The organism is Chryseobacterium gwangjuense (assembly GCF_021311115.1).
Lineage (GTDB): Bacteria > Bacteroidota > Bacteroidia > Flavobacteriales > Weeksellaceae > Chryseobacterium > Chryseobacterium gwangjuense.
The window spans coordinates 469820-495736 of sequence record NZ_JAJTNP010000002.1; the positions used below are offsets into that span (position 1 = coordinate 469820).

The 25917-nt window shown below is 36.2% G+C and carries 20 protein-coding genes; 12 read left to right on the forward strand and 8 right to left on the reverse strand.

Features of this window, described 5'->3' with window-relative positions; genetic code table 11:
• Window positions 1–45 precede the first annotated feature (45 nt).
• From gdhA to LV842_RS05650, 3 genes are all read right to left on the reverse strand, one after another.
• Window positions 46–1404, reverse strand: a complete 1359-nt coding sequence (gene gdhA, locus LV842_RS05640) for an NADP-specific glutamate dehydrogenase (protein WP_233110482.1) — start codon at window positions 1402–1404, stop codon at window positions 46–48.
• Window positions 1405–1594: 190 nt separating this feature from the next.
• Window positions 1595–2704 carry a DNA-processing protein DprA gene (dprA, locus tag LV842_RS05645; RefSeq protein WP_233110483.1) on the reverse strand — a complete coding sequence of 370 codons (1110 nt, stop codon included), beginning with the start codon at window positions 2702–2704 and terminating at the stop codon, window positions 1595–1597.
• Between the two features lie 37 nt (window positions 2705–2741).
• Window positions 2742–3509: a rhomboid family intramembrane serine protease gene (locus tag LV842_RS05650; RefSeq protein WP_233110484.1), complete on the reverse strand. Its 768-nt coding sequence runs from the start codon at window positions 3507–3509 to the stop codon at window positions 2742–2744.
• Window positions 3510–3720: 211 nt separating this feature from the next.
• On the opposite strand from LV842_RS05650, the gene LV842_RS05655 reads away from it, so the two are divergent.
• On the forward strand, window positions 3721–4653 hold the full coding sequence (locus LV842_RS05655; protein ID WP_233110485.1) for a DUF3078 domain-containing protein: 933 nt from the start codon (window positions 3721–3723) through the stop codon (window positions 4651–4653).
• A gap of 67 nt (window positions 4654–4720) precedes the next feature.
• On the opposite strand, the gene LV842_RS05660 is transcribed toward LV842_RS05655, so the two are convergent.
• From LV842_RS05660 to LV842_RS05675, 4 genes are all read right to left on the reverse strand, one after another.
• A complete protein-coding gene (locus LV842_RS05660) occupies window positions 4721–5362 on the reverse strand; it encodes a 50S ribosomal protein L25/general stress protein Ctc (RefSeq protein ID WP_233110486.1) in 642 nt (213 codons plus the stop codon).
• Between the two features lie 56 nt (window positions 5363–5418).
• Window positions 5419–6357 carry a ribose-phosphate pyrophosphokinase gene (locus LV842_RS05665; RefSeq protein WP_233110487.1) on the reverse strand — a complete coding sequence of 313 codons (939 nt, stop codon included), beginning with the start codon at window positions 6355–6357 and terminating at the stop codon, window positions 5419–5421.
• 84 nt (window positions 6358–6441) lie between these two features.
• On the reverse strand, window positions 6442–7974 hold the full coding sequence (locus LV842_RS05670; RefSeq protein ID WP_233110488.1) for an SGNH/GDSL hydrolase family protein: 1533 nt from the start codon (window positions 7972–7974) through the stop codon (window positions 6442–6444).
• A 10-nt stretch (window positions 7975–7984) separates the two neighbouring features.
• Window positions 7985–9223, reverse strand: a complete 1239-nt coding sequence (locus LV842_RS05675; protein ID WP_233110489.1) for an OmpP1/FadL family transporter — start codon at window positions 9221–9223, stop codon at window positions 7985–7987.
• A 276-nt stretch (window positions 9224–9499) separates the two neighbouring features.
• Between LV842_RS05675 and LV842_RS05680 the strand changes: the two genes are divergently transcribed.
• The 5 genes from LV842_RS05680 (at window position 9500) to LV842_RS05700 (ending at window position 16745) form a co-directional block, all read left to right on the forward strand.
• Window positions 9500–10927 (forward strand): PSP1 domain-containing protein, encoded by a 1428-nt coding sequence (locus LV842_RS05680; RefSeq protein WP_233110490.1) that lies wholly within the window; start codon window positions 9500–9502, stop codon window positions 10925–10927.
• Window positions 10920–11381, forward strand: a complete 462-nt coding sequence (locus tag LV842_RS05685; protein ID WP_233110491.1) for a gliding motility lipoprotein GldH — start codon at window positions 10920–10922, stop codon at window positions 11379–11381. The genes LV842_RS05680 and LV842_RS05685 overlap by 8 nt, the downstream gene beginning before the upstream one ends.
• A gap of 6 nt (window positions 11382–11387) precedes the next feature.
• Window positions 11388–13763, forward strand: coding sequence for a penicillin-binding protein 1A (locus LV842_RS05690; protein ID WP_233110492.1), 2376 nt, complete (start codon window positions 11388–11390; stop codon window positions 13761–13763).
• A gap of 65 nt (window positions 13764–13828) precedes the next feature.
• The gene (locus LV842_RS05695) at window positions 13829–15370 is read left to right on the forward strand and encodes a protein adenylyltransferase SelO (RefSeq protein WP_233110493.1); all 1542 of its coding nucleotides are present in this window, start codon (window positions 13829–13831) and stop codon (window positions 15368–15370) included.
• Between the two features lie 100 nt (window positions 15371–15470).
• A complete protein-coding gene (locus tag LV842_RS05700; protein WP_233110494.1) occupies window positions 15471–16745 on the forward strand; it encodes a DUF6080 domain-containing protein in 1275 nt (424 codons plus the stop codon).
• Between the two features lie 48 nt (window positions 16746–16793).
• On the opposite strand, the gene LV842_RS05705 is transcribed toward LV842_RS05700, so the two are convergent.
• Window positions 16794–17327, reverse strand: a complete 534-nt coding sequence (locus tag LV842_RS05705; protein ID WP_233110495.1) for an SPOR domain-containing protein — start codon at window positions 17325–17327, stop codon at window positions 16794–16796.
• A gap of 184 nt (window positions 17328–17511) precedes the next feature.
• Between LV842_RS05705 and LV842_RS05710 the strand changes: the two genes are divergently transcribed.
• From LV842_RS05710 to LV842_RS05735, 6 genes are read left to right on the forward strand one after another with little or no spacing between them, the layout of a single operon-like run.
• Window positions 17512–18879: a c-type cytochrome gene (locus LV842_RS05710; RefSeq protein ID WP_233110496.1), complete on the forward strand. Its 1368-nt coding sequence runs from the start codon at window positions 17512–17514 to the stop codon at window positions 18877–18879.
• 22 nt (window positions 18880–18901) lie between these two features.
• Window positions 18902–21967: a TAT-variant-translocated molybdopterin oxidoreductase gene (locus tag LV842_RS05715; RefSeq protein ID WP_233110497.1), complete on the forward strand. Its 3066-nt coding sequence runs from the start codon at window positions 18902–18904 to the stop codon at window positions 21965–21967.
• Window positions 21968–21992: 25 nt separating this feature from the next.
• Window positions 21993–23390, forward strand: a complete 1398-nt coding sequence (gene nrfD / locus LV842_RS05720) for an NrfD/PsrC family molybdoenzyme membrane anchor subunit (RefSeq protein ID WP_027381049.1) — start codon at window positions 21993–21995, stop codon at window positions 23388–23390.
• The gene (locus LV842_RS05725) at window positions 23377–23898 is read left to right on the forward strand and encodes a DUF3341 domain-containing protein (RefSeq protein WP_233110498.1); all 522 of its coding nucleotides are present in this window, start codon (window positions 23377–23379) and stop codon (window positions 23896–23898) included. The genes nrfD and LV842_RS05725 overlap by 14 nt, the downstream gene beginning before the upstream one ends.
• Window positions 23891–24577, forward strand: a complete 687-nt coding sequence (locus LV842_RS05730; protein WP_233110499.1) for a c-type cytochrome — start codon at window positions 23891–23893, stop codon at window positions 24575–24577. Before LV842_RS05725 ends, LV842_RS05730 begins: the two co-directional genes overlap by 8 nt.
• Before the next feature lie 8 nt (window positions 24578–24585).
• Window positions 24586–25917: a quinol:cytochrome C oxidoreductase gene (locus LV842_RS05735; RefSeq protein WP_233110500.1), complete on the forward strand. Its 1332-nt coding sequence runs from the start codon at window positions 24586–24588 to the stop codon at window positions 25915–25917.

Below are 25917 nucleotides of genomic sequence, written 5' to 3' on the forward strand. Positions count from 1 at the left end.
GGTTGTATTAAAAAAGGTCGGGAATTTTTCCCAACCTTTATATTTTTATACTACTCCTTGAGCTAACATTGCTTCTGCAACTTTCACGAAACCGGCGATATTGGCACCTTTTACGTAGTTTACATAGCCGTCTTCCTCTTTTCCGTAGTCTCTACATGCTTTGTGGATTCCGATCATGATTTCTTTCAATCTTGCGTCTACTTCCTCAGAAGTCCAGTTTAGACGGATTGAGTTTTGTGTCATTTCAAGACCTGAAGTCGCAACACCACCTGCGTTAGAAGCTTTTCCTGGAGAGAACAATACTTTGTTGTCTAGGAAATAGTTGATTGCGTCTAATGTTGAAGGCATATTAGCCGCTTCAGTTACACAAACACATCCGTTTCCTACCAATACCTTAGCATCGTCAAGATCCAATTCGTTTTGAGTTGCAGAAGGGATAGCAACATCACACTTCACTTCCCAAGGACGTTTTCCAGCGTGGAATTCTGCAGATGGGTATTTCTTAGCATAATCTTCAGCTCTATTGTTTCCTGAAGACCTTAGCTCTAATAAATAATCGATTTTATCTCCATCGATACCGTCTTTATCATAGATGTATCCGTCTGGTCCGGAAATAGTAACTACTTTACCTCCCAATTCGTTTACTTTCTTGATAACTCCCCAAGCTACGTTTCCGAAACCTGAAACCGTTACTGTTTTATTTTTGAAATCTTGTCCGATAGTTTTAAGCATTTGCTCAGCGAAGTAAACAACTCCGTATCCTGTAGCTTCAGGACGGATTAGTGAACCTCCATAAGCCAATCCTTTTCCTGTAAGAACTCCGGTAAACTCGTTTCTGATTTTCTTGTATTGTCCGAATAAATATCCGATTTCTCTAGCTCCAACACCGATATCTCCTGCAGGAACGTCAGTTTCAGGACCAATATGTTTGCACATTTCTGTCATGAAAGCCTGGCAAAAACGCATTACTTCCATATCAGATTTACCTTGCGGATCGAAGTCAGAACCTCCTTTACCTCCTCCCATTGGAAGAGTTGTCAATGAATTTTTAAATACCTGCTCGAAAGCTAAGAATTTAAGAACAGAAAGGTTTACTGTAGGGTGAAAACGGATTCCTCCTTTATATGGTCCGATCGCAGAGTTCATTTGAATTCTGAATCCTCTGTTTACCTGAATTTCACCTTTATCATCAACCCATGGAACTCTGAAAATAATTACTCTTTCAGCTTCAGCCATTCTCTCTAGCAACTTCATCCCTGTATATTCCTTTTTAGTCATAATAAACGGAATTACAGTTACAGCAACTTCTTTTACAGCTTGTAAAAACTCTGGTTCATTAGGGTTTTTTGCCTCAATCTTTGCAATAAACTCTTGGATTTTCTGGTCAATATTATATTGTTCCATATATTAAGGTTGAAAATTATTGCCAACAAATTTAATTTTTTTTTCAAGATTCACAATACCTTGTTTGAACATTGCTGAAAGTTTAATAATAATGAGTCGAAATATTATTAAATTAATAATTATTGTTTAAATTTTATTAAAAATTAAATGTTATGTCTGAAATAATGTAATATTAAGAAATCGTTAAATCTTAAATAGATACAAATTGTCTCCCGGAAAATGATTTTACCTTCCCCAAAAGCTCTAACTCCAAAATTGTTGTCAAAATTTTATGAGTTGGCTGCTCTATTTTTTCGGCTAAATCATCTAAAGAAATTTGTGGATAGCTGGTGATAAATTTGTGTATTGATTCTTGATTTTCAGAAAGTTGAATTGTTGTGTCTGAGTAAGGAAATAATTCTTCTGTTTTTTCTTTAGGACTTTTGAAGCCTATTTGATTGATCAGATCTTTAACGGTTGATATAGCAATGGCTTTATTCTGAAAAATAAGATGATTGCAGCCTTGGCTGAATTTGTCTGTAACTTTTCCAGGGAGCGCAAAAACCTCTCTGTTGTAATTGTTTGCGAAAGTTGCCGTACTGATAGAACCTCCTCCAAAAGCTGTTTCTACAACAAGGGTTGAAGGGGATATTCCAGCAATAATACGATTTCGCTGGATAAAATTTTCTCTGTCAGGTTTTTTTGATGAGTTGAATTCTGTGAAAAGGGCTCCATTTTCAGATAAGATTTTCTCAGACAGGGTTTTGTGACCTGAAGGATATAGCGTGTGAAAACCATGGGCAAGAACAGCGATAGTTGGAATTTTTTGTCTGATAGATTCTTCATGAACTTCTTTATCGGTACCTAATGCTAACCCGCTTACGGATATGAACTTGTGCTTTTTAGTATTTTCAAAAAAAGTTTCGATAAAGTTTTTGCCGTAAGATGTAATGTTCCGGGTTCCTACTATGCTTAAAGGGTGTAATTTCCGATTAATCTTTCCTTTTTGGTAGAGTATAGCTGGAGCATCTTCACATTCTTTCAGTAAAAAAGGAAGCTGATCGAAATGGCGAAGGTTGATTTGAATATTGTTATTTTGACAAAAGGCAATTTCTTTTTCAGCAAACTTAAGATGCTTTTCGTTGCCAATGTCAGATATTATTTTTCTCCCAATTCCTGTTATTTTTTGAAGCTCCTTTGAAGAGGCTTTCCATGCATTTTGTGCACTTCCAAAACCCCGAATAATTTTGTGGAAGTTGATGTCGCCTATATTGATACATTCTCTAAGGGCAATAGAAAAAAGGTGTTCTTCCGTATACATTTGTGTGTTATTTTATTCAAATGTAACAAATTATGAATTATTTTTTTCTGATTTCTTCTAAATATTCCCAAATGTCGTCACTTTTTTTATAGGGCAATTCTAAAAAATCTTCGGGGTGATTTTCTTTGTATTCTTGCCACAGCTTATCATCTTTTTCGTTGTAATAATTAGGGAATTCCCAGATGTATTTCTTTTTTTTGTCACCGACTTGTTTGAAGGTGTAAGCAAGAATCACACCTACAATGGCTCCGGATAAATGTGCTTGCCAAGAGATTTTACTCGGCTCCTGAAGATTATAGAATAGCTCTTCGGGAACCATGCCCCAAACTAAGCTGCCATAATACAGTACCACAATCAGTGAAATGGTAAGGAGTTTCATATTCCATTTAAAAACCCCGCTGAAAAACAGAAAAAAAGCTAATACGTATACGATTCCACTGGCTCCAATCGTGCAGGTGTACATATAGTCTCCTGTCAGAATATCGATAGGAGGTAGTATCCAAAGAAGGAAACCGGTAGCAACCCATCCTAAAAGAAATACTTTATCAGCTACTAAAGGATAAAATTGATATAACAAGAACATTAAAATCGCTATAGGGATAGAGTTTCCTATAATATGCTCTAAATTTCCATGAAGTAGAGGGGAGGTGATGATTCCAACAAGTCCTTCAGGAAGTAGAGGAATGATGGCTCCGGTACAATTGGAGAAAAGCCCCATTGTTTGCAGAAGAAAACCTAGCCACATTACTGAGAGCATGAGTATAGGGTTTATGATTGCTTTTTTGTGAATGATATTCTTTAACATACTAAATGACTCTCAAATAAAAAGCCAGTACTAAATTTCGGAAATTTTGGCGAAAATTTTTATTTCTCTTTTTTTATTTTGACAAAAGAGGTCGGTTTTTTAAATTTATAAAAAATTTTGTCATTTATTTATTTTTTAGAACTCAATAAGTAGAAGATTTGTGCTGAAGTTTTTCTTTGGTCAATATAACGCAGGTAGAAGATTGTTTAATATGAAAAGAATTTTGTTGGTAATTTCTGTTCTGGCTGGAGGGGCAATTTCAGCACAGGAAATAAAAGAGGTAAAAGAAGAGTCAACGGTTGTAGATACTGTAAAAGTATGGTCTGTTCATGGTCAGAATACATTGATGTTGAATCAGGCGGCTTTTTCAAACTGGGTAGGTGGTGGAGCGAATAATGTAGGTTGGTTGGCCGGAGCAAATTATAATATCACCTACGAAAAAAACAAAGTACTGTGGGAGAATATCATTATTTTAGGGTTTGGACAAAATAATACAAAAGGAATAGGGACAAGGAAAACGCAGGATGTTGTAAACATTTCGACAAACTATGGGAGAGAATTTACAGAACATTGGTATTTTTCCGGAGGAGCAAGTTTGCAAACCCAGTTTGCATCAGGCTACGAAGATGGGAACAATCCTTCAGCGGCTAAAATTTCAAGCTTTATGGCTCCCGGATATGTAAATGTAGGAGCAGGTATCACTTACCGACCGAATAATGACCTTACAGTGACTCTTCGTCCGACCAACGCAAGATGGACGTTTGTTTTGGATAAAGATCTTCAGTACGCAGGTACATATGGTTTGAAAAATGATGGGGATTCTTGTTTGTTCCAGTTTGGTTTCCTGGGGTCGACAGTTTACAAATTGAAAGTAATGGAAAATGTTGATTTAGTAAATACGGGTTCTGTTTTTTCAAACTATCTGGATCATCCGACAAGGTTTGTTCTTTCGTATAACGGAGCATTGAATATGAAAATTAATAAATATATTTCAGCTAATATTACTTTAGATTTGCTGTATGATCATAATCAGATCCAAAAAACACAACTAAAACAAACGTTGGGAATTGGTTTTGCTTATACCATAGAAAAAGGAAAAAAACGTTCAGATAAAAAAGATAACCGTTCTTGGAAAAATAATTAAACGAATTTATATAAATAAAAAAACCTGTCATAAAGACAGGTTTAATATGTTGCGTAATAAGGAATTCTTATTCTGCTGCAGTTTCTTCTGCTGCCGGAGCTGCTTCTTCTGCTACAACTTCTTCTTCATCTTCATCATCCATTGCTGCTGCACCACCTTTCATTGCATTTCTAGACATCTTAACAGCTACAACAACTGCATTGTCTGGGTGCATGAAAGTATATCCTTCAGGCTTAAGACCTCCTACATAGATTTTGTTACCGATTCTTAAAGGAGTAACATCTACAACTACCTCATCAGGTAAGTTTGCAGGGATAGCTTTTACTTTTAATTTTCTGAAAGACTGACGTAGAACACCACCAGCTACAACACCTTTTGAACGACCAGTGATTCTTACTGGAACTTCCATAATTACTGGCTTATCATCAGCTAATTGATAAAAGTCAGCGTGAAGAATTTTGTCAGTAATTGGGTGGAACTGAATATCCTGAAGAACTGCAGGGATTACCTGTCCGTCAACTTCAATAGATACCGTGTGTGCTTCAGGAGTGTAAACTAAACCTTTGAAAGCTTTCTCTTCAGCAGAGAAGTTTAAAGGAGCTGTTCCTCCATAAACAACACAAGGAACTAATTCAGCATCACGTAAAGCTTTTGTAGACTTTTTGCCCACGCTTTCTCTTTTTGTACCTTGAATTGTAATAGATTTCATTTATAAAAATTTAAAAAATTGTTTCTTTTTTTAATTTGCAAAAACTTGAATATTAATTAAATAACAAACTTGCTGCTAATTGATTGGTGTTCGTGAACCATCTTCATAACATCCGCAAATAATGGGGCGCAAGATAGCACTTTTATTTTAGATGACAAATTATTTTTCACAGGAATTGAGTCAGTTACAATAACTTCCACCAATTTTGAGTTTTCGATATTTTCGTAAGCCTTTCCGGAAAGTACCCCATGAGTTGCCATTGCTCTTACAGATTTTGCACCTTTTTCAATAAGGATGTCTGCAGCTTTGCAAAGTGTTCCCGCAGTATCAATCATATCATCGATAAGAATAACATTTTTTCCCTCTACATCTCCGATAAGGAACATTTCTTCTACAACGTTTGCTTTCTTTCTTTCCTTATAAGCAATTACTACTTCAGCACCTAAATGTCCGGCATAGTTTTTTGCTCTTTTTGCACCTCCCATATCCGGAGAAGCAATTGTAAGGTCTTCTAAATTCAGATCTCTGATATAGTCTACGAAAATTGTAGAAGCATATAAATGATCCACCGGAATTTCAAAGAATCCTTGAATCTGATCTGCGTGAAGATCCATTGTCATTACTCTCGTTGCTCCTGCAGCAGTCAAAAGATTTGCTACCAATTTTGCACCGATAGGAGCTCTTGGCTTGTCTTTTCTGTCTTGTCTTGCAAGCCCGAAATAAGGAAGTACTACTGTAATGCTTTTAGCAGAAGCTCTTTTCGCAGCATCAATCATTAAAAGAAGTTCTAAAAGATTGTCTGCTGGAGGGAATGTAGATCCAATTAAGAAAACCCTTCCTCCTCTTACAGATTCGTCCAAAACAGGTTCGAATTCCCCATCGCTGAACTCCTGGAAGTTGATTTTTCCTAATTCCTGCCCATAATGCTGGGCAATTTTTTCTGCCAAGTCCTTACTCGTCCTTGTACAAAATAGATAACTTAACTGATCGGCCATTTTTACTTTTTAAAGATTTTGCAAATTTAAAAAAAAACCACAAGATTTACTCTTGTGGCTTCTAAGTTTTTATTTTACCAATTATTATGGGAATTTTACACCCGAATATTTGTTAGGATCTACCTGTGGAAGAGTAGATTTATATTTGTTGTTAATCGCTTTGATAAACTCATTCGCAACAATTGCGTATCCTCTACCTGTAAGGTGAACTCCGTCTAATGAGAAAGTTCCTCCTGTTACAAATTTTGCAGAATATTTTACACCATCCCAAGAAATTCCTGATTTCCCGTTTAGTTCTACCATTTTTGAGTTTGCATCTACAAAAGCTAATCCGTAAGAATCTGCTAAACCTCTAATTGAAGTATTGTAAGCGTCAACAGCTGTTTTTACAACTGCCGCTTCTGCTTTTGTTAATACATGCTGATTTTGTAAAGGGTAAGAAATTCCATATACATTTACCGGAGAAGGAGCTCCTGCTGCGGTTGTTCCGATTACGGATCTTGTCGTAAGAAGGATATAATCATCTACAGTGGTTTGTCTCGCCTGTCCGAAAATTTGTCCGAATGCAGCTGCGTTCACGGGACCTAAAGAAGGTGTTAAGGCAACTGTAAGCTGTGCAGATAAGTTCGTAAGAGAAGTATCTTTAATTAAGACAGGGTTTGAAGCTGTAGTAGAAAGTAAATTAATTCTGTCTCCTGCTCCTAAAGCTGTAAGCGCTTGCTTCAACGGACCGTATAAACTAGTGTTAAGTGTTGCTAGGTTTGATCCTAAAGCTGTTGGTGTCAACGGATTGTAAGGAACAGTTGTAAAGAAAGGAATGGAAGTTACATAAGGAATATTTGCAATAACTCCTTTAGTTGCTCCTCCTGCTTTTAGTTTGTCTAATCCTGCTTTGATTGCTCCTGCTACTACGTTCGGATCTGAAATATCGTTTGCTCCGTAAGTTGCGGGGTTTGTGTTTCCTGTTTGGTTGGTTCCGTTTCCTCCACTTGTTGCGTAGCTTAGCACGTCATTGTTTCCAATCCAGTAAGAAAAGAATGTAGGGTGCTTTAATACAGCGTCATCAATGACTGTCGAAGTAGTACTTGTAGAAAATCTTACATAATATGGATTCGCAGTTCCTAATAAAATTCCAGACGGATTTCCGTATCCTGGAGCTACCAAATGGAATGATTTTGCACCCGGAACACCAAAATTATTTAGTGGGCCTGTGATTTTCGTCATAACATCTGTTGTAGGTGTTGCAGCAACATTTACAATGTCCGGAGATCCGTTTGTAAATGATTTAATGTAAAGCTTCGTTGCCTGAATAGTATTTCCTAATAATATCAGACCACCGTTGTTGTCTGCCATTAAAGGTTGTACGAAGTTTCCGCCACCGGCAAGTTTCATCTGACCTGCGATAATGTTTGGATAAGATTCATTTTGTCCGTCAATATATAAAGCATTATCTCTATATCCTGAAGTTAATGAATTTCCGATAGAAACATAGTTTGAAAAATCGGCTTCACCTTTGGTTACAACAATATCTTGTACATCTGTGTCAAAATCATCCTGGCAACTTGTTGTAAAAAGAAGTGCGGAAATGGCGAATGTAGAAATTATAATTTTTTTCATAGTCTTTCAATTAAAAAGGGTTGTAAGATAAACCTAGACCTAAATAGAATGCAGTAGCTTTAGCTTGTCCGTAGAAGCCAAGGGTAGCATTTTTTACATCTCTTGCTTGAGGCATTGCATATCCTCCCGCAACGTCAACTCCGAATTGTTTTAATTTGAATCCAACTCCACCTGTCACTACAAAAGTGTTGAATGAAGGAGTTTCCGGAATAAAGTTTTCATCAGTATAAGGAGATTCATCGTAATATGCACCTAAACGACCGTAGATCATATTGGTGAAAGCGTATTGAGTTCCTAATCTAACTGTTTTGGAGTTTCTGAAGTTTTTAGGAGAAACTGAAATGGTAGGATCTGCCTGGTTTCCAATTGGAGCTGTGGCAAAATCCAATGTTAGCTGGCTGTATCTTTCCCATCCGTGATAGTTAAAGTCTGCAGAAACTAGCCATTTCGGAGTGATTTTATAAGTTAAACCTACAGTGTATTCTTCCACTAAAGGTAAAGTTGCTGTGAAATCATCCGTTCTTTTTGCAGGATCCAGTCCTAATAAAGGATAAATAGAATTTGATGGGAAGTTAAAGGTTGCTTTCCCGTTTTTAGCTTTCATATCTACCGCTGAACGGTAAGCGATACTTACATCTAATTTAGGATCAGGTCTGAAATAAAAACCGAATCCGAAACCATGTCCGCTTGCTTTTTCATCATTAATATTCACCTGACCGCCAAATTGAGTAATGGCTTTGTCCCAGTCCACTTTTCCTTTTGCGTAAATATAGCTTGCTCCAAAAGCTAACCAGTCATTAAATTTATATGAAACCATTGGTTGGAAATAGAAACTCTTTAGCTCAAGTTTCTGAACCATTTCTTTTCCTTCCCAATCATTTGGCCATTCAATAGTGCTTCCAAAAGGAGTAGTGAAACTAAATCCAACGGATAGTTTGTCTATTGGTTTGTAGGTAATTGCTGCGTAGATAGGAGTTCCTGTTGGATTGTCTGTTTGTGTACTTTGTAAAGTATTCAGATTTTGAAAAGTTATTTTGTTGCTTGCTCCAAATCCTCCTGCAACGATACTTAATTTAGAAGGAATGAAAGACATTCCTGCAGGGTTGAAAAATGCAACACTTGCATCTTCAGCATGAGCACTGGTGTGTGCCATTGCCAATTGTTTTACCCCTTGCAGGGAAACTCTAAAACCTCCTGCGTAGGATAGAACACCTGCCAATAAAGCGGTTGATACTAATATTTTTTTCATAGACTATTATTATATAACCCAAATATAAAATTATTTTAGTTACGACTGTTAATATTTCCCAATAATTTAAACAATATGATAAAAGAAAACTATGTTTAAAATAACAAGTGTCGTTTTTGTTTTTATAATATTTTGCTTTTTAGAGTTTTGTGGTGTTTTTTAGCTCTTTTATTGTTTTAAGTTTAAAATTAAACAAATACTGATTTTAATATTTACTATTTTTAGAATCGGATCAAAATAAAAATATATAAATTTGCAAGAATAAATAATTGTTATATGAGTTGTGGATGTAAAACATCTGGCGATTCTGCACATTCGTGTGGTCCTAAAAAAACAGCGAATGGTTGTGAAAATGTAAATACCTGTGGTAATAGTTATAAATTAAGTGTTTTCGATTGGTTATCTAATATACAAAACCCTGTGTCTAACAGGTGTGATTTTGTTGAAGTTAGATTTAAAAATGATAGGAAATCGTTTTATAAAAATGTAAATAATATCCCTTTACATATAGGTAGCGTAGTAACAGTAGAATCTAGTCCCGGACATGATATAGGTGTGGTAAGTCTCACCGGAGAATTGGTTAAGATTCAGATGAAAAAGAAGAAAGCTTCTGATGAATCTGCTCTTAAAATATACAGACAGTCAAACCAAAAAGATATTGAAGTTTGGCAAGAAGTCAGAAAAAAAGAAGAGACTGTAAAAATAGAAGCAAGAAAGATAGCTCAGAGACTGGGGCTTGAAATGAAAGTTACAGATGTTGAATATCAGGGAGATGCTTCGAAGGTTACGTTTTATTATACAGCTGACAATAGGGTTGACTTTAGACAGCTGATCAAAGAATACGCGGGTGCGTTTCGTACTAAAATCGATATGAAACAGATCGGTTTTAGACAGGAAGCTGCCAAAGTAGGTGGAATCGGATCTTGTGGAAGAGAACTTTGCTGTTCGACATGGCTTACAGACTTTAGATCTGTAAACACGAACGTTGCAAGATATCAGCAACTAAGTATCAATCCTCAAAAATTAGCAGGACAGTGCGGTAAACTGAAATGTTGTCTGAATTATGAATTAGACAGTTACTTGGATGCATTAAGCAATTTTCCTTCTTCATCTACAATGCTGGATACAGAGAAAGGACGTGCGTTTTGTATCAAAATTGACGTTTTCAAAAAGAAAATGTGGTTTGCCTATGTTGAAAACTCTATGGCTTGGTATGATTTCGATATCGATTTGGTGAAAAAATTAATTGCTAAAAATAAAAGAGGTGAAAAAACATTGCCGCTTGAAGAATTAAAGCAACCTGAAACTTCAATGAAGAGCATTGATTTGATTCAGGAAAATAATGTAGACCGATTCGAAAAGAAAAACAGAGGGAACAACAGGAATAAAAATCAAAACAGACCAAATAATAATCAGAACAATCCAAATCAGCAAGGTCAGGGTCAGAAAAAAGCCCATAACAGACCTGAAAGACAAGATCGTCCTGAGAATGAAAAATCTGCAAAACCTCAGAGACAGGAGAAGCAACAGCAAAATCCGAATGCAAATTCAAACAACAACCAACCAAGAGTACAAAAGCCTCAACAGCCGAAACCTCAGTTGGAAAAAGTAGCTGCTCCTAATTCTGATGCCGAGAAAAAACCGAACCCGAATAAGAAAAAATTCAAAAAGAAGTTTCCTCCCAAAAAAGATAACAATGCGTAAAATTTTCGGATTATTAACTCTTATCCTTCTCTTTAGCTGTAACTCTTCGGGTGAAGATGTGATCATGAATTCTATTGATAGCAAATGGAGCAAGAAGCAGGAACAAAAATTTAATCTTGAAATTTCAGATCCGCAGAATCCAAAAAATATTATTTTTGTTGTAAGAAATAATAATGATTATCCGTATAGTAATATCAGATTCATTGTAAATTTTACCAATCTTCAAAACAAGAAAAAAGACGTAGATACGTTGAATTATGTACTTGCCAAACCAAACGGGGAATGGCTTGGTACAGGTTTTGGAGATACGAAAGAAACTTTTTTTCAGTATAAACTGAAATATAAATTTCCGGAAAAGGGAAAATATGAAATCGGAATGATTCAGGCGATGAGAAATGATAATCTCCCGGGAATAGAAGACATCGGAGTAAAAATAGAAACGGCTAAACCGTAACCATACATGGAAGAAAACAAACAAAACAACGGAAGTAAGGGCAAAACATTTCCTCTTCCACCTAAAAAAAAGAAAGACACCGCTTGGAAAAAGTGGGCAAAAGTAGTCTGGATAGGATTTATTGCTGTCGTTTTAGGGATTTCAGGGCTTTTCTTTGCGGTATCTCAAGGTTTTTTGGGAGAAATGCCGGATGTGAAAGAGCTTGAAAATCCAAATATCTATGTGGCGTCAGAAATTATTTCTTCAGACGGAGTTGTTTTAGGAAAGTTTGAAAAAGAAAAAACACAACCTATTTTTTATAAAGACCTTCCTCCATATCTTGTGTATGCATTACAGGCGAAGGAAGACGAGCGTTTTAAAGAGCACTCGGGAATCGACTTAAAATCTATTTTAAGGGCGGTGAGATATGGTGGTGATAGAGGAGGAGGTTCCACAATTACCCAGCAGTTGGCCAAGCTTTTATTTACAAAAGAGCCTTCAAGAAATCCTGTATTAAGAGCTATTCAAAAGCTAAAAGAATGGGTGGTTGCGGTAAGCTTGGAAAAAAGATATACCAAAGAAGAAATTGTAACCCTGTATTTCAATAAGTTTGATTTCTTGTATAATGCGAATGGTATTGAAATGGCTTCAAAAGTGTATTTTAATAAAACCACTTCTCAACTTACATTACCAGAAGCTGCTGTTTTTGTTGCTATGTTGGAAGCTCCAAAGGCAAACAATCCAATGAAGAATCCTGAAAGAGCAAAGAGAAGAAGAGATGTTGTGCTTTCTCAGATGCTGGAAACAGGTTATATTGATAAAGAAACTTACGATAAAGCGATTGAAACACCCGTTAGTGTAGATTTTCATCCGATAAAAGATATTACAGAAGGGTATTCTGCATATTACAAACATTATCTGAGAAAAGAAATTGATAAGTATCTTGAAGATTACGAAAAGGAAACAGGAAAAAAGCTTAATCTTTATAAAGATGGTCTGAAAATATATGTGACATTGGATTCTAAAATGCAAAAATATGCGGAAGAATCTATTAAAGAACATTTAACTGATCTTCAGAAAAGATTTGATGCAGAGCAGAGAGGGAGAAAAGACAGACCTTTCTATTATCTTAATAGTACACAGATTAATAATCTAATGGTTCAGGCAATGAAAAGAACCGGAAGATATAAATTGTTAAAAGAAGATGGTCTTTCTGATGAAGCGATTATAGAAGAATTTAAAAAGCCGGTTAAGACCTCTCGTTTTACGTGGAGCGGAGAAGAAGAAGTGGAAATGTCTCCATGGGATTCTATCAAATGGCATAAGCAAGTTGCTCAGGCAGGGCTAATGTCGGTAGTTCCTGGGACAGGAGAAATTAAAGCTTGGGTAGGAGGTATCGATTGGCAGCACTTCCAATATGATCATATTAAACAAGGTAAAAGACAGGTAGGATCTACCTTTAAACCTTTCGTATATGCGACAGCTATTATGAAGTTAGGTTTAACACCGTGTTCTACGATTTCTAACGCAAGTTTCAATAAAGGAACCTATCATGTTCCGGGAAGAGGAGGAATGCTTACATTAAAAGATGCTTTAGCGCATTCTCAAAACCCGGTTGCATTACGTTTGGCTGAAATGACAGGAACACAAAGTGTAATCCAAACGGCAAGAGATTTAGGAGTTACAGAAGAAATATCAACCAGCTTGCCAATGGCATTAGGAGCTTCGGATATTACCATTTACGAAATGGTAGGAGCGTACAGTACTTTTGCTAACTACGGAAATTACAATAAGCCGGAAATGATCTGGAGAATTGAAGATGCCAACGGAAGAGTAATAAAAGAGGTGAATGTGGAGCCTAAAGAAGTAATGAATCCTTTGTATGCTTATACAATGATTGAGTTGATGAAAGGAGTTGCTCAGTACGGAACCGCATCCGGAGAATTAGGCAGAAAAGGAATCTCTAAAGATGTAGAAATTGCTGGGAAAACAGGAACAACTCAAAATAACTCTGATGGTTGGTTTATGGGAATTACTCCTAGACTGGCAACAGGAGCTTGGGTAGGATGGGAAGACAGAGCAACCCACTTCTTTGGAACAGGAGAAGGACAAGGTGCTAAAATGGCTTTACCTATTTGGGCGATTTATATGAAGAAAGTGTGGGCAGATAAAAGCTTAGGAATTTCTCCTCAGGATAAATTCATAAAACCATCAGAATGGAAAGATGGATGTTCCAATTTAAAAGGATTGGGAAGCGGATACGGAGATGATGGAGGATTACAGACTATGGATGAAATTAAAAATCCTAAGCCGGTAGAGCCTTCAAAAAAGAATCCGGAAAAGAAAGATGAAAATGTAAATGAAAATCTCAATAAAGGAGAAGAAATTGATTTCAATAAATAGATAAATTAAATAAAGCCTTCCAGAAATGGGAGGCTTTTTTGTATTCAAATTAATATCTTTGATAGATGAATCTTACTAGTATAAAACAGCCCTTTACAGATCTATTTCCGGGAGATTTTTCAGGAAATCCAATGCAGAGAATGACTCCCAAAGTTTTATTCTCAAGTGTTAGTCCGGAGGAATTTAAAAATCTTAAGCTTATTGTTTTTAATGAAAAACTTTCAGAGGAAATAGGATTGGGGAAATATGAAGAAAAGGATCTTGGTTTTCTGGTAGGAAATCATTTACCGGAAAATATTAAACCCTATTCGACGGCTTATGCAGGTCACCAGTTTGGAAATTGGGCAGGGCAATTAGGTGATGGCAGGGCAATTTTTGCAGGAGAGATCGAAAATCACTCAGGAAAAAAAACTGAAATACAGTGGAAAGGAGCGGGAGCAACACCCTATTCGAGACACGCAGATGGAAGAGCTGTACTAAGGTCTTCACTTCGGGAATATCTAATGAGCGAAGCAATGTTTTCTTTGGGAATTCCTACTACCAGAGCGTTGAGCTTGTGTCTTACGGGAGAAAATGTGGTTCGCGATATTTTATATAGTGGCAATCCTCAGGAAGAAAAAGGAGCAGTAGTGGTAAGAACCGCGGAAAGTTTTTTGAGGTTCGGTCATTTTGAGCTTATGTCTGCACAAAAGGAATATAAAACAGTACAAAACCTTCTGGATTTTACCATAAATAATTACTTCCCTGAAATTCAGTCTGAAGGGAATCAAAAATATAAAGATTTTTTTGAAAATGTTGCCGAAAGAACGGCTGATCTTATGGTGGAATGGTTTAGGGTAGGTTTTGTACATGGTGTTATGAATACGGATAATATGTCGATTCTTGGGCTTACAATAGATTATGGACCATTTTCAATGATGGATGAATATGATTTAAATTTCACCTCCAATACCACGGATCTGCCGGGAAGAAGATATGCGTTTGGGAAACAAGGGCAGATTGCTCAATGGAATCTTTGGCAGCTGGCAAATGCTCTTCACCCTATCATAAAAGATGAAAAATTTTTAGAAGATACATTAAATAAATTCGGAGACTATTTTTGGAAAGAACATGATAACATGTTGTGTAATAAATTCGGGTTCGATCAATTATTAGATATTGACGAAGCCTTTTTTATCAATTGGCAAGGTTTGATGCAGGAAATGCAGTTAGATTACACGCTCTTTTTTAATCTGTTGGAAAAAGAAGATGAAAAGCTGGATCTAAAATCTGAGTTTGAAAAAATAGCTTACCTTTTATTAGATGATAAAGCTTTGTCAAAAATCAAGGATTTTCTTAATCAATATGAATTAAGACTTGAAAAAAATAAAATTTCAAGAACAGAATCTATAGCACTAATGCAAAAAAACAATCCGAAATTCATGCTAAGAAATTATCTTCTTTATGAATGTATTGAAGAAATTGAAAACGGAAATACTTTTTTATTAGAAAAACTCATTACAGCGCTCGAAAACCCTTACGAAGAAAAATTTCCTGAATTTTCGGTAAAAAGACCGTCAAAATATGATGATGTATCGGGATGTTCTATGCTTTCGTGTAGTTCGTAATAATTGAGATAAAGAAACTTACTGCATTCAGATTGTTGGAAAATTTAAAATAGTTAGTCATTTCAGGTTGTGTTTTTTTATTTTTGCAAAAAATTGAACAGTGTCCATACAATCAAAACTTTATAGTTTTTTTAAAATAGTTTTCCCTTCTACTTATATAGAATTTGGTGTTTTTCTCTTCTTTCTTTGTGTTTATGGGATTTTGGGATCTTATATAGCGGTTAACTATACTGTTATTTTTGATAATAGAATTCCTTGGGATGCCTATTTTAGTTTTGACAATCGCTCGATCGTAATGACGGGAGGAAGTTTTGAACGACATCCTTTGTCATATTATTTTTTTAATTGGCTGCGTGAGTTTGCTTTTCTTTTTTCAGATGGAAAGAAAAATGATGTTTTCAGATTGGTTTTAGCTTGGGCGAGTAATCTGATGGTGAGTTTAAGTATTGTTCAGATTTTTAAATATTTGAAGAATATCATCAAATTACCTTTATTGATCAGTCTTTTATTGGTTGTTTTCTTTTCTCTTTTCTCTACAGCTATTTTGCTTTCATTTACCCCTGAAAATTTTACTTACACATTGTTTTTATTAATGTTGTTTAATTATTATGCAGCGGTAAGGCTTGAAAAAGATAAAAAGATCTCTACTTTGGCTCTCGTTGCCGGGGGAATTACTATTGGAGGGCTTACAATTACTAATTTGGTGAAGGTTTTTATTCCTGTCTTTTTTGAGAAGAATCTGTTTAAAAATTGGAAAAACCTCATGAATGCTTTTCTAAGAGGCTTGGTGACGGTGGTATGCTTTGTTTTGCTTTATTTAAACAGGATTGAATTTAAATATCAAAATATTTTTTCTAAAACCAGTAGTCAGTACGAAAAGTTTTCTAATGCAGAACCTGCTTCGATCTGGGATATGATTGTTTCTTTCTTTTTCGGAGGAAATATGCTTTTCTCAAGTTTTATTATCAGAGATAAACATAATATGAAAGGCTTTCATTACAAAGGATTATTTATGGATGTGTATTCATCTCCGATGTTATATTTATTCGTGTTTGTTGTGATGGGACTTTTGGTATGGAGCTATTGTAAGAATTTTAAAAATAAATTTGTTCAGATTATTACAATATCTCTTGTTTTAGATATCGTTATTCATTGTTTTATGAGATTTGGTCTTCATACGTCTTACATCTACGGAGGGCATTTTGTTTTTGTATATGTTTTGCTTTTAGGATGGCTTTTTTATGCCTATAAGTCCTCACCGAAAATGTTGTCATTTCTTTCAACAATAGTAGGTGTACTGCTGATGTATTTAGGCTATAATAATTATTTGAGGATGGAAGAGTTTTTTGACTTTCTGAATAAATTTTATCAATAAAAAAAGCTGAGAAATTTCTCAGCTTTTTTTATTTTGTATATCGTGTAATTACTTTGCTTCCGCACAGAATATTCTATATTGTACAGCAATAGCAGATTTGAAATATTCCTTTATTTTAGAAAGATCAGAGGCCGCGCTTTGCTTAGTGAAGTAGCTTCCTGCTAAAATTTTGTAATTAGGACGTAAAGAAGCATCTGTTTCAACTTTTAGATTTGGAAATCTTTTTCTGAAGTAAGTTTTGATTTCATTGGCCTCGTCATTGCTCTTTACAGTCGTTATTTGTATTTTGTAACCTAATATTCTAGGGTTTTTTCTGCAGATTTCAGCATTGGTGAGTTCTCTATTCGGAACTAAAATTTTTGTTGGTTTCGATGGGGTGTCGTCTATGATGTTAGAAGATTTCCCATATGAAACTTTAGAACATTTATCCTCCAGACTCGTCAATGCATCATTTACACGAGCGTCCATACTTATCGTAAGTTCTGTACCAGATAATGTATCTTTTTTTACAACCTGTTGTGCATCAATATTATAAAAACTTATCAGAGATAATATCGAAAATAATTTTATCAAATTTTTCATTTAAAAGTTGTTTCAGCAAATTTATACAAATAAAAAATTATACCAAACTGAGTTATTTAGAATCAATACAAATTAAACTGAAATGATATTTCCCCTTTCTATATGCCGTTAAATTTCTGTTAAATATGTTATTTTTGCCGAATTGATTGAATGTTCAATATTTTACTAACATAAGATAATTTAAATGATTAGTTGGAGAAAGCATTATAAACAAACGTTGGTTGCAATAGGCTTATTGTTATCAACCAGTGCTTCAATTTACGGGCAAGACGGCGATCCTAAAAACGGAGAGAAACTTTTCAAAGCGAATTGTACTGCATGTCACGCGCTAGACAAACAAGTTGTAGGACCACCATTGAAAGGAGTGGTAGAACGAGTTAAGACAGAGGGCGGCAAAGATACAGAGTGGCTTCATAAGTGGATCAAAAACAACAAAGAAGTCAGAGACTCTGGCGACAAGTACGCCAATGAGATTTTTGAAAAATTTAATAAGACTGAGATGCAGCTCTTTCCTAATCTTACAGATAAGGATATTGATGACATCTTAGCATTCACAACTAATCCTCCAGCTCCGGAAGAGAAAAAACCGGAAGCGGGAGTAGCAACTGCAACCGATGCAACTGCTACGGCAGCTCCTGCAAGCAGTACTACAACAAGTGTTGTAATTATTTCTCTTTTAGCAATCGCAGGTTTATTAGTTTGGATTTTAATTAAACTAAGACAACTTGTAAAACTAGGTCAGTCTGAAGACTTAGCTGGGCTAAATGAAACAAGAGTAAAATCTTTCAGCGAAGTTTACGAAAAATACCATTATATAGGAAAAGGAATTATTGCTATTCTTGCAATCCTTGCGATGTATGGTGTTTGGAACTGGATCATGTGGATTGGTGTTTATAAAGGATATAAGCCTGAACAACCGATTTACTTCTCTCACAAAATTCACGCTGGAGAACAGAAAATTGACTGTCAATTATGTCACTCAAGTGCTAAATACGGTAAAGTATCTGAGATTCCTTCTATGAACGTTTGTATGAACTGTCACAAAGCGATTGGTGAATACAATGCAGATCATTATATGGAACCAGGAAAAGATAAAGCATTCTATGACGGAGAAATCCAGAAAATTTATGCTGCTACAGGTTGGGATCCTGTGAAACAACAGTATACAGGAAAAACTCAGCCGGTTGAATGGACGAGAATCCACAATATGCCAGACTTTGTTTACTTTAATCACTCTCAGCACGTAGTAGCTGGTGAACAAGCAATCATTAATTCTTTCAACAAAAAGAATCCTACGAACAAAATTGATGTTGTTTGTAAAGCTTGTCACGGAAAAATCGATACAATGAATGTTGTTCAGATGGCTAATGATTTCACTATGGGATGGTGTATCGAATGTCACAGAACTACTGAGGTTGATATGAACAACGGTTATAATAAAGAATACTTCAAGAATCTACACGACAAGTTGAAAAAACAATACCCTAAAGATGGTGGTAAGATTACTGTAGATGCAATTGGAGGTCTTGAGTGTGGTAAATGTCATTATTAATAACTAAAAATTAGAAGTATAAATGGCTTCAAACAAAATACAATTTAGAAGTATTCATGAACTTAAAGACCCGGCTTTAAATAATAAGCTGGCTCAGAAAGAGTTTCAGGAAGAAATTCCGGTAGAAGATTTCCTTGGAGATGCTGAACAAAACGGATCTAGTACTTCAAGAAGAGATTTCTTAAAGTTATTAGGATTTTCTACTGCAGCAGTTACATTAGCTGCTTGTGAAGCTCCGGTAATTAAAACGATTCCTTATGTGGTAAAACCACATGATATTATTCCGGGAGTTCCTAATTATTATGCATCAACATATTTCGATGGATTTGATTTTGCGAGCGTTTTAGTAAAAACACGTGAAGGAAGACCTATCAAAATCGACCCGAACCCGGCAGCTGGTGATTTAGGAAAAACCAATGCAAGAGCTCAGGCAAGTGTACTTTCTCTTTATGATAACGATAAAGTAAAGCAGCCTAAGTTTGAAGGTAAAGATGAAACTTTCGATAAAGTAGATAGTTTTGTTATCAAAGGATTGGAAGAAGCGAAAGCTGCAGGTAAAAGAATTGTGTTATTATCACATTCTTTTGCTTCACCTACGTTCAAAAAATTATTTGCTGAATTTAAAGCAAAATATCCTACAGCAGAATTAGTAACTTATGATGCTTTCCCTTACGCTGCAGCATTAGACGCAGCTCAGGAAGTTTTCGGACAAAGAGCATTGCCTGTTTACGATCTTAAAGGATCTGAATTGGTAGTTGCTTTCCAAGCTGATTTCTTAGGTGATTACAACGCAGGAAGTTTAGAAACTTCTTATGCAGCAGCAAGAAAACCGGGTGCAAACATGTTGAGACACGTACAAGTAGAATCAAACATGTCTATCACTGGTGCTAATGCTGACGAAAGAATCAGATTAAAACCAAGTGCCGTAAACAAAACTTTAGTTGAAGTTTACAATGCAATCGTAGGAGGTGGTACTTCAGATAAAACGGCTTCTGAATTAGCTAAGGAATTATTGGCAAAAGGAAGCAAAGCTGTTGTTTTTGCTGATGGTTCTAAAGGTGCTCAGGTTTTAGCTCACTTAATTAACCAAAAATTAGGTTCAGTTGCTTTCACAGGTAAAGCAAACTTCCTAAAAGATTTCGATAAAGCAAGATTCCAGGAATTCCTAGGATGGGTAAATGCAGGTCAGGTTGGTGTATTGATCGCTAACAATGTGGACCCTATTTATTCTTACCACAAAGGAGAAGATTTCAAAAAATCTTTATCTAAAGTTCCTTATGTAATCGCAGTTGCTGATAAGAAAAATGAAATGTACAAAGCAGCTAAGGCTGTAATTCCTGTAGCTAACTGGCTAGAATCTTGGGGTGATATTGAGCCTCAGACAGGTGTATATTCATTAATGCAGCCAACAATCCAGAAAATCTACAAATCAAGACAGATCGAAGAATCTCTATTGGTTTGGAAGAATGGTAAAAACAATGCTGCAAATAATTATTATGATTATTTAAAAGCTAATGCTTCTTCTATCTTAGGAGGAACTTCTTTCAACAAAGCTTTATATAATGGTATCAATGTTTCTCCAAATGCTACGACTTTGGCTTACGCAGGAGGAAATGGTGCACAAGCTGCTGCTGAATTAAGTGGATTCAAAGCTTCTGATTTAGAATTGGTATTATATACTAAGACTTCTATGGGAGACGGTACTCAGGCAAACAACCCTTGGTTGCAGGAATTACCAGATCCATTAACAAGAATGTCTTGGGATAACTACTTGACTATTTCTCCGAAAGATGCAGAAAGATTAGGTATTGATAATGATCTTAATGCGAGAATGCAGTTAGATGGTTCTATCGTAAACCTTACTGTAAACGGAGTAACAATAAAAGATGTTCCTGTATTCGTACAACCAGGACAAGCTGACGGATCTGTAGGTCTTGCGCTTGGTTATGGTAAAAAAGATTCAGGAGCTACAGCTGATACTGGTGTAAATGCTTATCCTTTATTCGACGGTTCTAACTTAGTTCTTGCTAATGCTAAAATCGAAAAAACAGGAGAAGACCACGAATTTGCGGGTATCCAGCTTCAAAACACTCTAATGGGTCGTTACGAAATTGCTAAAGAAGTTCCTTTAACGGAATTCTTAAACGTAGCATTCGACGATGAGCACAAAGGATGGAATAAGCCTTTGGAATACCACACGATCAGTGGAGCTCTTCCTGCAAGAAAGATTGACCTTTGGGATGCTTTCGATGATACGGATGGTCCTCACTTCAACTTATCAATCGACTTGAACTCTTGTACAGGTTGTGGAGCATGTATTATTGCTTGTCAGGCTGAGAACAACGTTCCTGTTGTAGGTAAAGAAGAGATCAGAATGTCTAGAGATATGTATTGGTTAAGAATTGACCGTTACTATTCTTCAAGACAAAAAGTAGAAGTTTATGAAGGATTAAGAGATGGATTGGCTGTTCCTGAATTGTACGGAACCGCTTACGGTGACGGAGGTGCATTGAACCACCCTGCTGATAATCCAGATGTAATCTTCCAGCCGGTAATGTGTCAGCACTGTAACCACGCTCCATGTGAAACGGTATGTCCGGTTGCGGCTACTTCACACGGTAAGCAAGGTCAAAACCACATGGCTTACAACAGATGTATCGGTACAAGATATTGTGCAAACAACTGTCCTTATAAAGTAAGACGTTTCAACTGGTTTACATATAACCTAAACGATAAGTTCGATTTCAACATGAACAACGATTTAGGAAGAATGGTACTTAACCCGGATGTTGTTGTAAGAACAAGAGGGGTTATGGAGAAATGTTCAATGTGTATCCAGGAAACTCAGGCTACAATCTTAGCTGCTAAGAGAGAAAACAGAAAAGTAACAGACAATGAATTCAAAAATTCTTGTGCTTGTGCTGCTGCTTGTTCTACCGGAGCAATGACGTTTGGAGACATGAATGACAAAGAATCTGAAGTAAGAGAACTATACTCTAGCAACAGAAGATATTATTTACTAGAAGAGATCGGAACAAAACCAAACGTGTTCTATCACACTAAAGTAAGAAACAGAGTAGAAAAATAAAGTTTAAATAATAAATAGGTAAAAAATGTCAGGACATTACGAAGCTCCGATAAGGGAACCTCTAATTATTGGTCACAAAACTTATCACGATATCACAGAAGATATTGCACGACCTATCGAAGAAAGAGCAGGTAAATTATGGTGGATTTCATTATATGCAGCCTTAGTTCTATTCATCTATGGATTCGGATGTATCGCTTATACTATCGGAACAGGTATTGGAGCATGGGGGCTTAACAGAACTATTAACTGGGGTTGGGATATCACCAACTTCGTATGGTGGGTAGGTATCGGTCACGCCGGAACACTTATCTCCGCAGTATTATTATTATTTAGACAGAGATGGAGAATGTCTGTAAACAGATCTGCAGAGGCGATGACGATCTTTGCGGTTGTACAGGCGGCTATCTTCCCGGTAATTCACATGGGTAGAGTTTGGGTAGGATATTGGGTATTCCCTTTACCAAACCAGTTCGGTTCTCTTTGGGGGAACTTCAACTCTCCTCTACTTTGGGACGTATTTGCGATCTCTACGTATTTCTCAGTATCAACTGTATTCTGGTTCATGGGACTAATCCCTGACTTTGCAATGATCAGAGATAGAGCTAAAACTCCTTGGACTAAGAAAATTTATACATTCCTAGCATTCGGTTGGGGTGGTAAAGCAAAACACTGGCAAAGATTCGAAGAACTTTCTTTGGTTCTTGCAGGTTTGGCAACTCCACTTGTATTCTCAGTACACACTACCGTATCTTTTGACTTCGCAACTTCGGTTATTAAAGGATGGCACTCTACGATCTATCCTCCTTACTTCGTTGCTGGTGCGATCTTCTCAGGATTTGCAATGGTACAAACACTATTGTTAGTTGCTAGAAAAGTGTGTCATCTTGAAGACTATATTACAATGTATCATATCGAAATTATGAACATCGTAATCATCTTAACAGGTGGTATGGTAACTGTAGCTTATGCAACTGAATATTTCATCGGATGGTATTCTGGATCTAGATTTGAAGACTTTACTTATCTTTCTCCGGGTGCTGCTGTTGGACCTTACTGGTGGGCTTTCTGGTCACTAATTATTTGTAACCTTGTTGTTCCTGCTTCTTTCTGGTTCAAGAGACTAAGAACGAACATTATCTGGACATTTATCGTTGCATTAATTATCAACATCGGTATGTGGTTTGAGCGTTTTGATATCATCGTTATCAACCTTTCAAGAGACTACTTACCTGGTTCTTGGACGATGTTTAAGCCAACAATTATTGACGTGGGTGTATACTTAGGAACGATCGGATTCTTCTCTGTATTATTCTTATTATATGCAAGAACATTCCCTGTAATTGCACAGGCTGAATTAAAATCGATTTTGAAAATCTCAGGTGAAACTTATAAAGCAAAAGAAGGAGATGAGCACCACTAAAATTGTATACGGACTTTATGCTGACGACGACGATTTAATGAACGGCGTTAAAGCATTCAACGATAAAGGAATCGCAATCAACGAAGTTTATACTCCGTTTCCGGTTCACGGACTAGATAAGGCTTTAGGGTTAAAGAAAACTAGAATTTCTGATGCTGCATTCATCTACGCTCTTTACGGTGTTACTATCGGTGCTACTGTAACTTGGTATGTGATGAACCATGACTGGCCTCAAAATATTGGTGGTAAACCAGCTTTTGACTGGGCTCACAATATGCCTGCATTCGTAGTTCCAATGTTTGAGCTTATGGTATTCTGCGCTGCTCACATGATGTCATTAACTTTCTTGGTAAGAAACAAAATGTATCCTGGAGCTCCTGCACAAAACCCTGATCCAAGAACAACGGATGATAAATTCATGATGGAATTTGTAACTGAAGATGTAGAATCTGTAAAACAGTTGCTAATTGAAACTGGAGTTGAAGAAATAACTGTTAAAGATGCTTAAAATGAAAAAGAATGTATTAAAAATTACAGCAGTTTTAGGTTTAACAACGATTTTACTTAACTCTTGCGGACCAAAAGAAAATGTACCATTGGTATATTTCCCTGATATGTACTTCCCAGTAGCATATGATCCGTTGATGAAAGCTCAGGATGCTTATTCAGATCATGAAAATGAAATTCCGGCATTTGTTAAAAATAATGGTGCAACAGGTCTTTCTCCAGTAGAAGGGTCAGTAGCTCAAAATAAAGACGGTGTTTTTGAAGAAGGAAAATTACCTAAGACAACAGATGAGTATAACGCAGGTTATGAAGCTTCAAAAGGGCTAACATCATCTCCTTTAAATCCTGCAAATGCAGAAAAAGATATTGAAAGAGGGAAAATGTTATTTGAAAAAACTTGTGCTGCTTGTCACGGTGTAGGTGGTGACGGACAAGGACCTATCGTACAAAGTGGAGCATATTCTGGTGTACCAAACTATGCTGACAGAGATGTTACTGTAGGATCTGTTCATTATGTATTAACGAATGGTAGAAACAACATGGGATCTTATGCAGGTCAATTGAATGCAGGAGACAGATGGAGAGTAGCTATGTATGTAATGAGTGCTTTCAAAAAAGGAGCGGCAGCACCAGCAGCGGCACCGGCAACAACTGAAACGACTACCGAAACTAAAAAATAAGAAAAGAAATGTATAGTTTTTCACCAAAATTAAAATCAACTTCTATAATCCTTCTTGTTGTAGGTTTAGTTCTATTTGGTATTGGTTTCTTTATGAACAAAGGAATCTCTACTGAAAAGATAGGGGAAATGATGGAAGCTGTTCATGCTTCTGGTCATAATGCACCTACACATTCAAGTGAAATGGTAGGACCTCAGGATCACGCTGCTCACCTTGAGCATGCTACACTACAGGTTCACAACCAGCCTTTAGCAGCAATACATTTCGTAGCTGTATTTTTCTTCGGAATCAGTTGTGCAGTATTATTCTTCTACTGTATTCAACACGCTGCACATGCAGGTTGGCCAATTATTATTACAAGAGTAATGGAAGCTATTGCTTCTTATATTCCATACGGAGGAGCTATTTTGATCATTTTAATGCTTTTAAATATCTTCCACCAAGGACACCTTTTCCACTGGATGGATCCGGATTTGACAGATCCTAACTCTGCTCATTTCGATGTGATCTTATTCGAAAAGAAAAGATTCTTGAATATTCCTTTCTATGCAATCAGAACGTTCATCTATGTACTAGGTGCTTCTTTCTTCGCTTGGAAACTAAAAGCTCAGTCTAAAAAAGTAGACGAGACAAAATCAAAAGTAGAATATCAATTCCTTTACAGATGGGCAGTAGGATATATCGCATTCTTCGGATTTGCTTCTGCAGCTTGGGCTTGGGATTGGTTGATGTCTATTGACCCTCACTGGTATTCTACAATGTATATTTGGTATTCAATGGTTAGCTGCCTTTCAAGTGGTATTGCAGTAATCATTCTTCTAAGTGTTTACTTAAAGAAAAATGGTTTCTTACCACAGTTCAATGATAATCACTTACACGATTTAGGAGTTTTCCTTTTCGCTACAAGTATGCTTTGGACATATACATGGTTCGCTCAGTTCATGTTGTACTGGTATGCAAACGTTCCGGAAGAGGTTAACTACTTCTTTGGAAGATTCCAGCACTATGGAACAACGTTCTTACCAATGTTGATCGTAAACTTCTTATTACCTCTATTGGTATTAGTAAGTAGCAGCATTAAGAGAAACTACAAAGTAGTTACAACAATGGCAGTAGTAGTTATCTTAGGTCACCTTTTAGATTATTTCAATATGGTAATGCCGGGAACGGTTGGTCCATACTGGAACACTCCTGAAGTATTCATTCTGATCCTTGGAGCTGTATTATTCGTAGTTGGATTATTTATGTTCACAGTGCTTTCAGCCTTATCGAAACTTAAACTTATTCCTACAGGAAACCCTTTCCTACACGAATCTGAAATTTATGAATATCCTTTCTAA

What these genes read in the sequence shown, in the direction of transcription:
- gdhA (WP_233110482.1), bottom strand. Translation starts at nt 1,404, where the DNA reads ATGGAACAATATAATATTGACCAGAAAATCCAAGAGTTTATTGCAAAG.
- dprA (WP_233110483.1), bottom strand. Translation starts at nt 2,704, where the DNA reads ATGTATACGGAAGAACACCTTTTTTCTATTGCCCTTAGAGAATGTATC.
- LV842_RS05650 (WP_233110484.1), bottom strand. Translation starts at nt 3,509, where the DNA reads ATGTTAAAGAATATCATTCACAAAAAAGCAATCATAAACCCTATACTC.
- LV842_RS05655 (WP_233110485.1), top strand. Translation starts at nt 3,721, where the DNA reads ATGAAAAGAATTTTGTTGGTAATTTCTGTTCTGGCTGGAGGGGCAATT.
- LV842_RS05660 (WP_233110486.1), bottom strand. Translation starts at nt 5,362, where the DNA reads ATGAAATCTATTACAATTCAAGGTACAAAAAGAGAAAGCGTGGGCAAA.
- LV842_RS05665 (WP_233110487.1), bottom strand. Translation starts at nt 6,357, where the DNA reads ATGGCCGATCAGTTAAGTTATCTATTTTGTACAAGGACGAGTAAGGAC.
- LV842_RS05670 (WP_233110488.1), bottom strand. Translation starts at nt 7,974, where the DNA reads ATGAAAAAAATTATAATTTCTACATTCGCCATTTCCGCACTTCTTTTT.
- LV842_RS05675 (WP_233110489.1), bottom strand. Translation starts at nt 9,223, where the DNA reads ATGAAAAAAATATTAGTATCAACCGCTTTATTGGCAGGTGTTCTATCC.
- LV842_RS05680 (WP_233110490.1), top strand. Translation starts at nt 9,500, where the DNA reads ATGAGTTGTGGATGTAAAACATCTGGCGATTCTGCACATTCGTGTGGT.
- LV842_RS05685 (WP_233110491.1), top strand. Translation starts at nt 10,920, where the DNA reads ATGCGTAAAATTTTCGGATTATTAACTCTTATCCTTCTCTTTAGCTGT.
- LV842_RS05690 (WP_233110492.1), top strand. Translation starts at nt 11,388, where the DNA reads ATGGAAGAAAACAAACAAAACAACGGAAGTAAGGGCAAAACATTTCCT.
- LV842_RS05695 (WP_233110493.1), top strand. Translation starts at nt 13,829, where the DNA reads ATGAATCTTACTAGTATAAAACAGCCCTTTACAGATCTATTTCCGGGA.
- LV842_RS05705 (WP_233110495.1), bottom strand. Translation starts at nt 17,327, where the DNA reads ATGAAAAATTTGATAAAATTATTTTCGATATTATCTCTGATAAGTTTT.
- LV842_RS05710 (WP_233110496.1), top strand. Translation starts at nt 17,512, where the DNA reads ATGATTAGTTGGAGAAAGCATTATAAACAAACGTTGGTTGCAATAGGC.
- LV842_RS05715 (WP_233110497.1), top strand. Translation starts at nt 18,902, where the DNA reads ATGGCTTCAAACAAAATACAATTTAGAAGTATTCATGAACTTAAAGAC.
- nrfD (WP_027381049.1), top strand. Translation starts at nt 21,993, where the DNA reads ATGTCAGGACATTACGAAGCTCCGATAAGGGAACCTCTAATTATTGGT.
- LV842_RS05725 (WP_233110498.1), top strand. Translation starts at nt 23,377, where the DNA reads ATGAGCACCACTAAAATTGTATACGGACTTTATGCTGACGACGACGAT.
- LV842_RS05730 (WP_233110499.1), top strand. Translation starts at nt 23,891, where the DNA reads ATGCTTAAAATGAAAAAGAATGTATTAAAAATTACAGCAGTTTTAGGT.
- LV842_RS05735 (WP_233110500.1), top strand. Translation starts at nt 24,586, where the DNA reads ATGTATAGTTTTTCACCAAAATTAAAATCAACTTCTATAATCCTTCTT.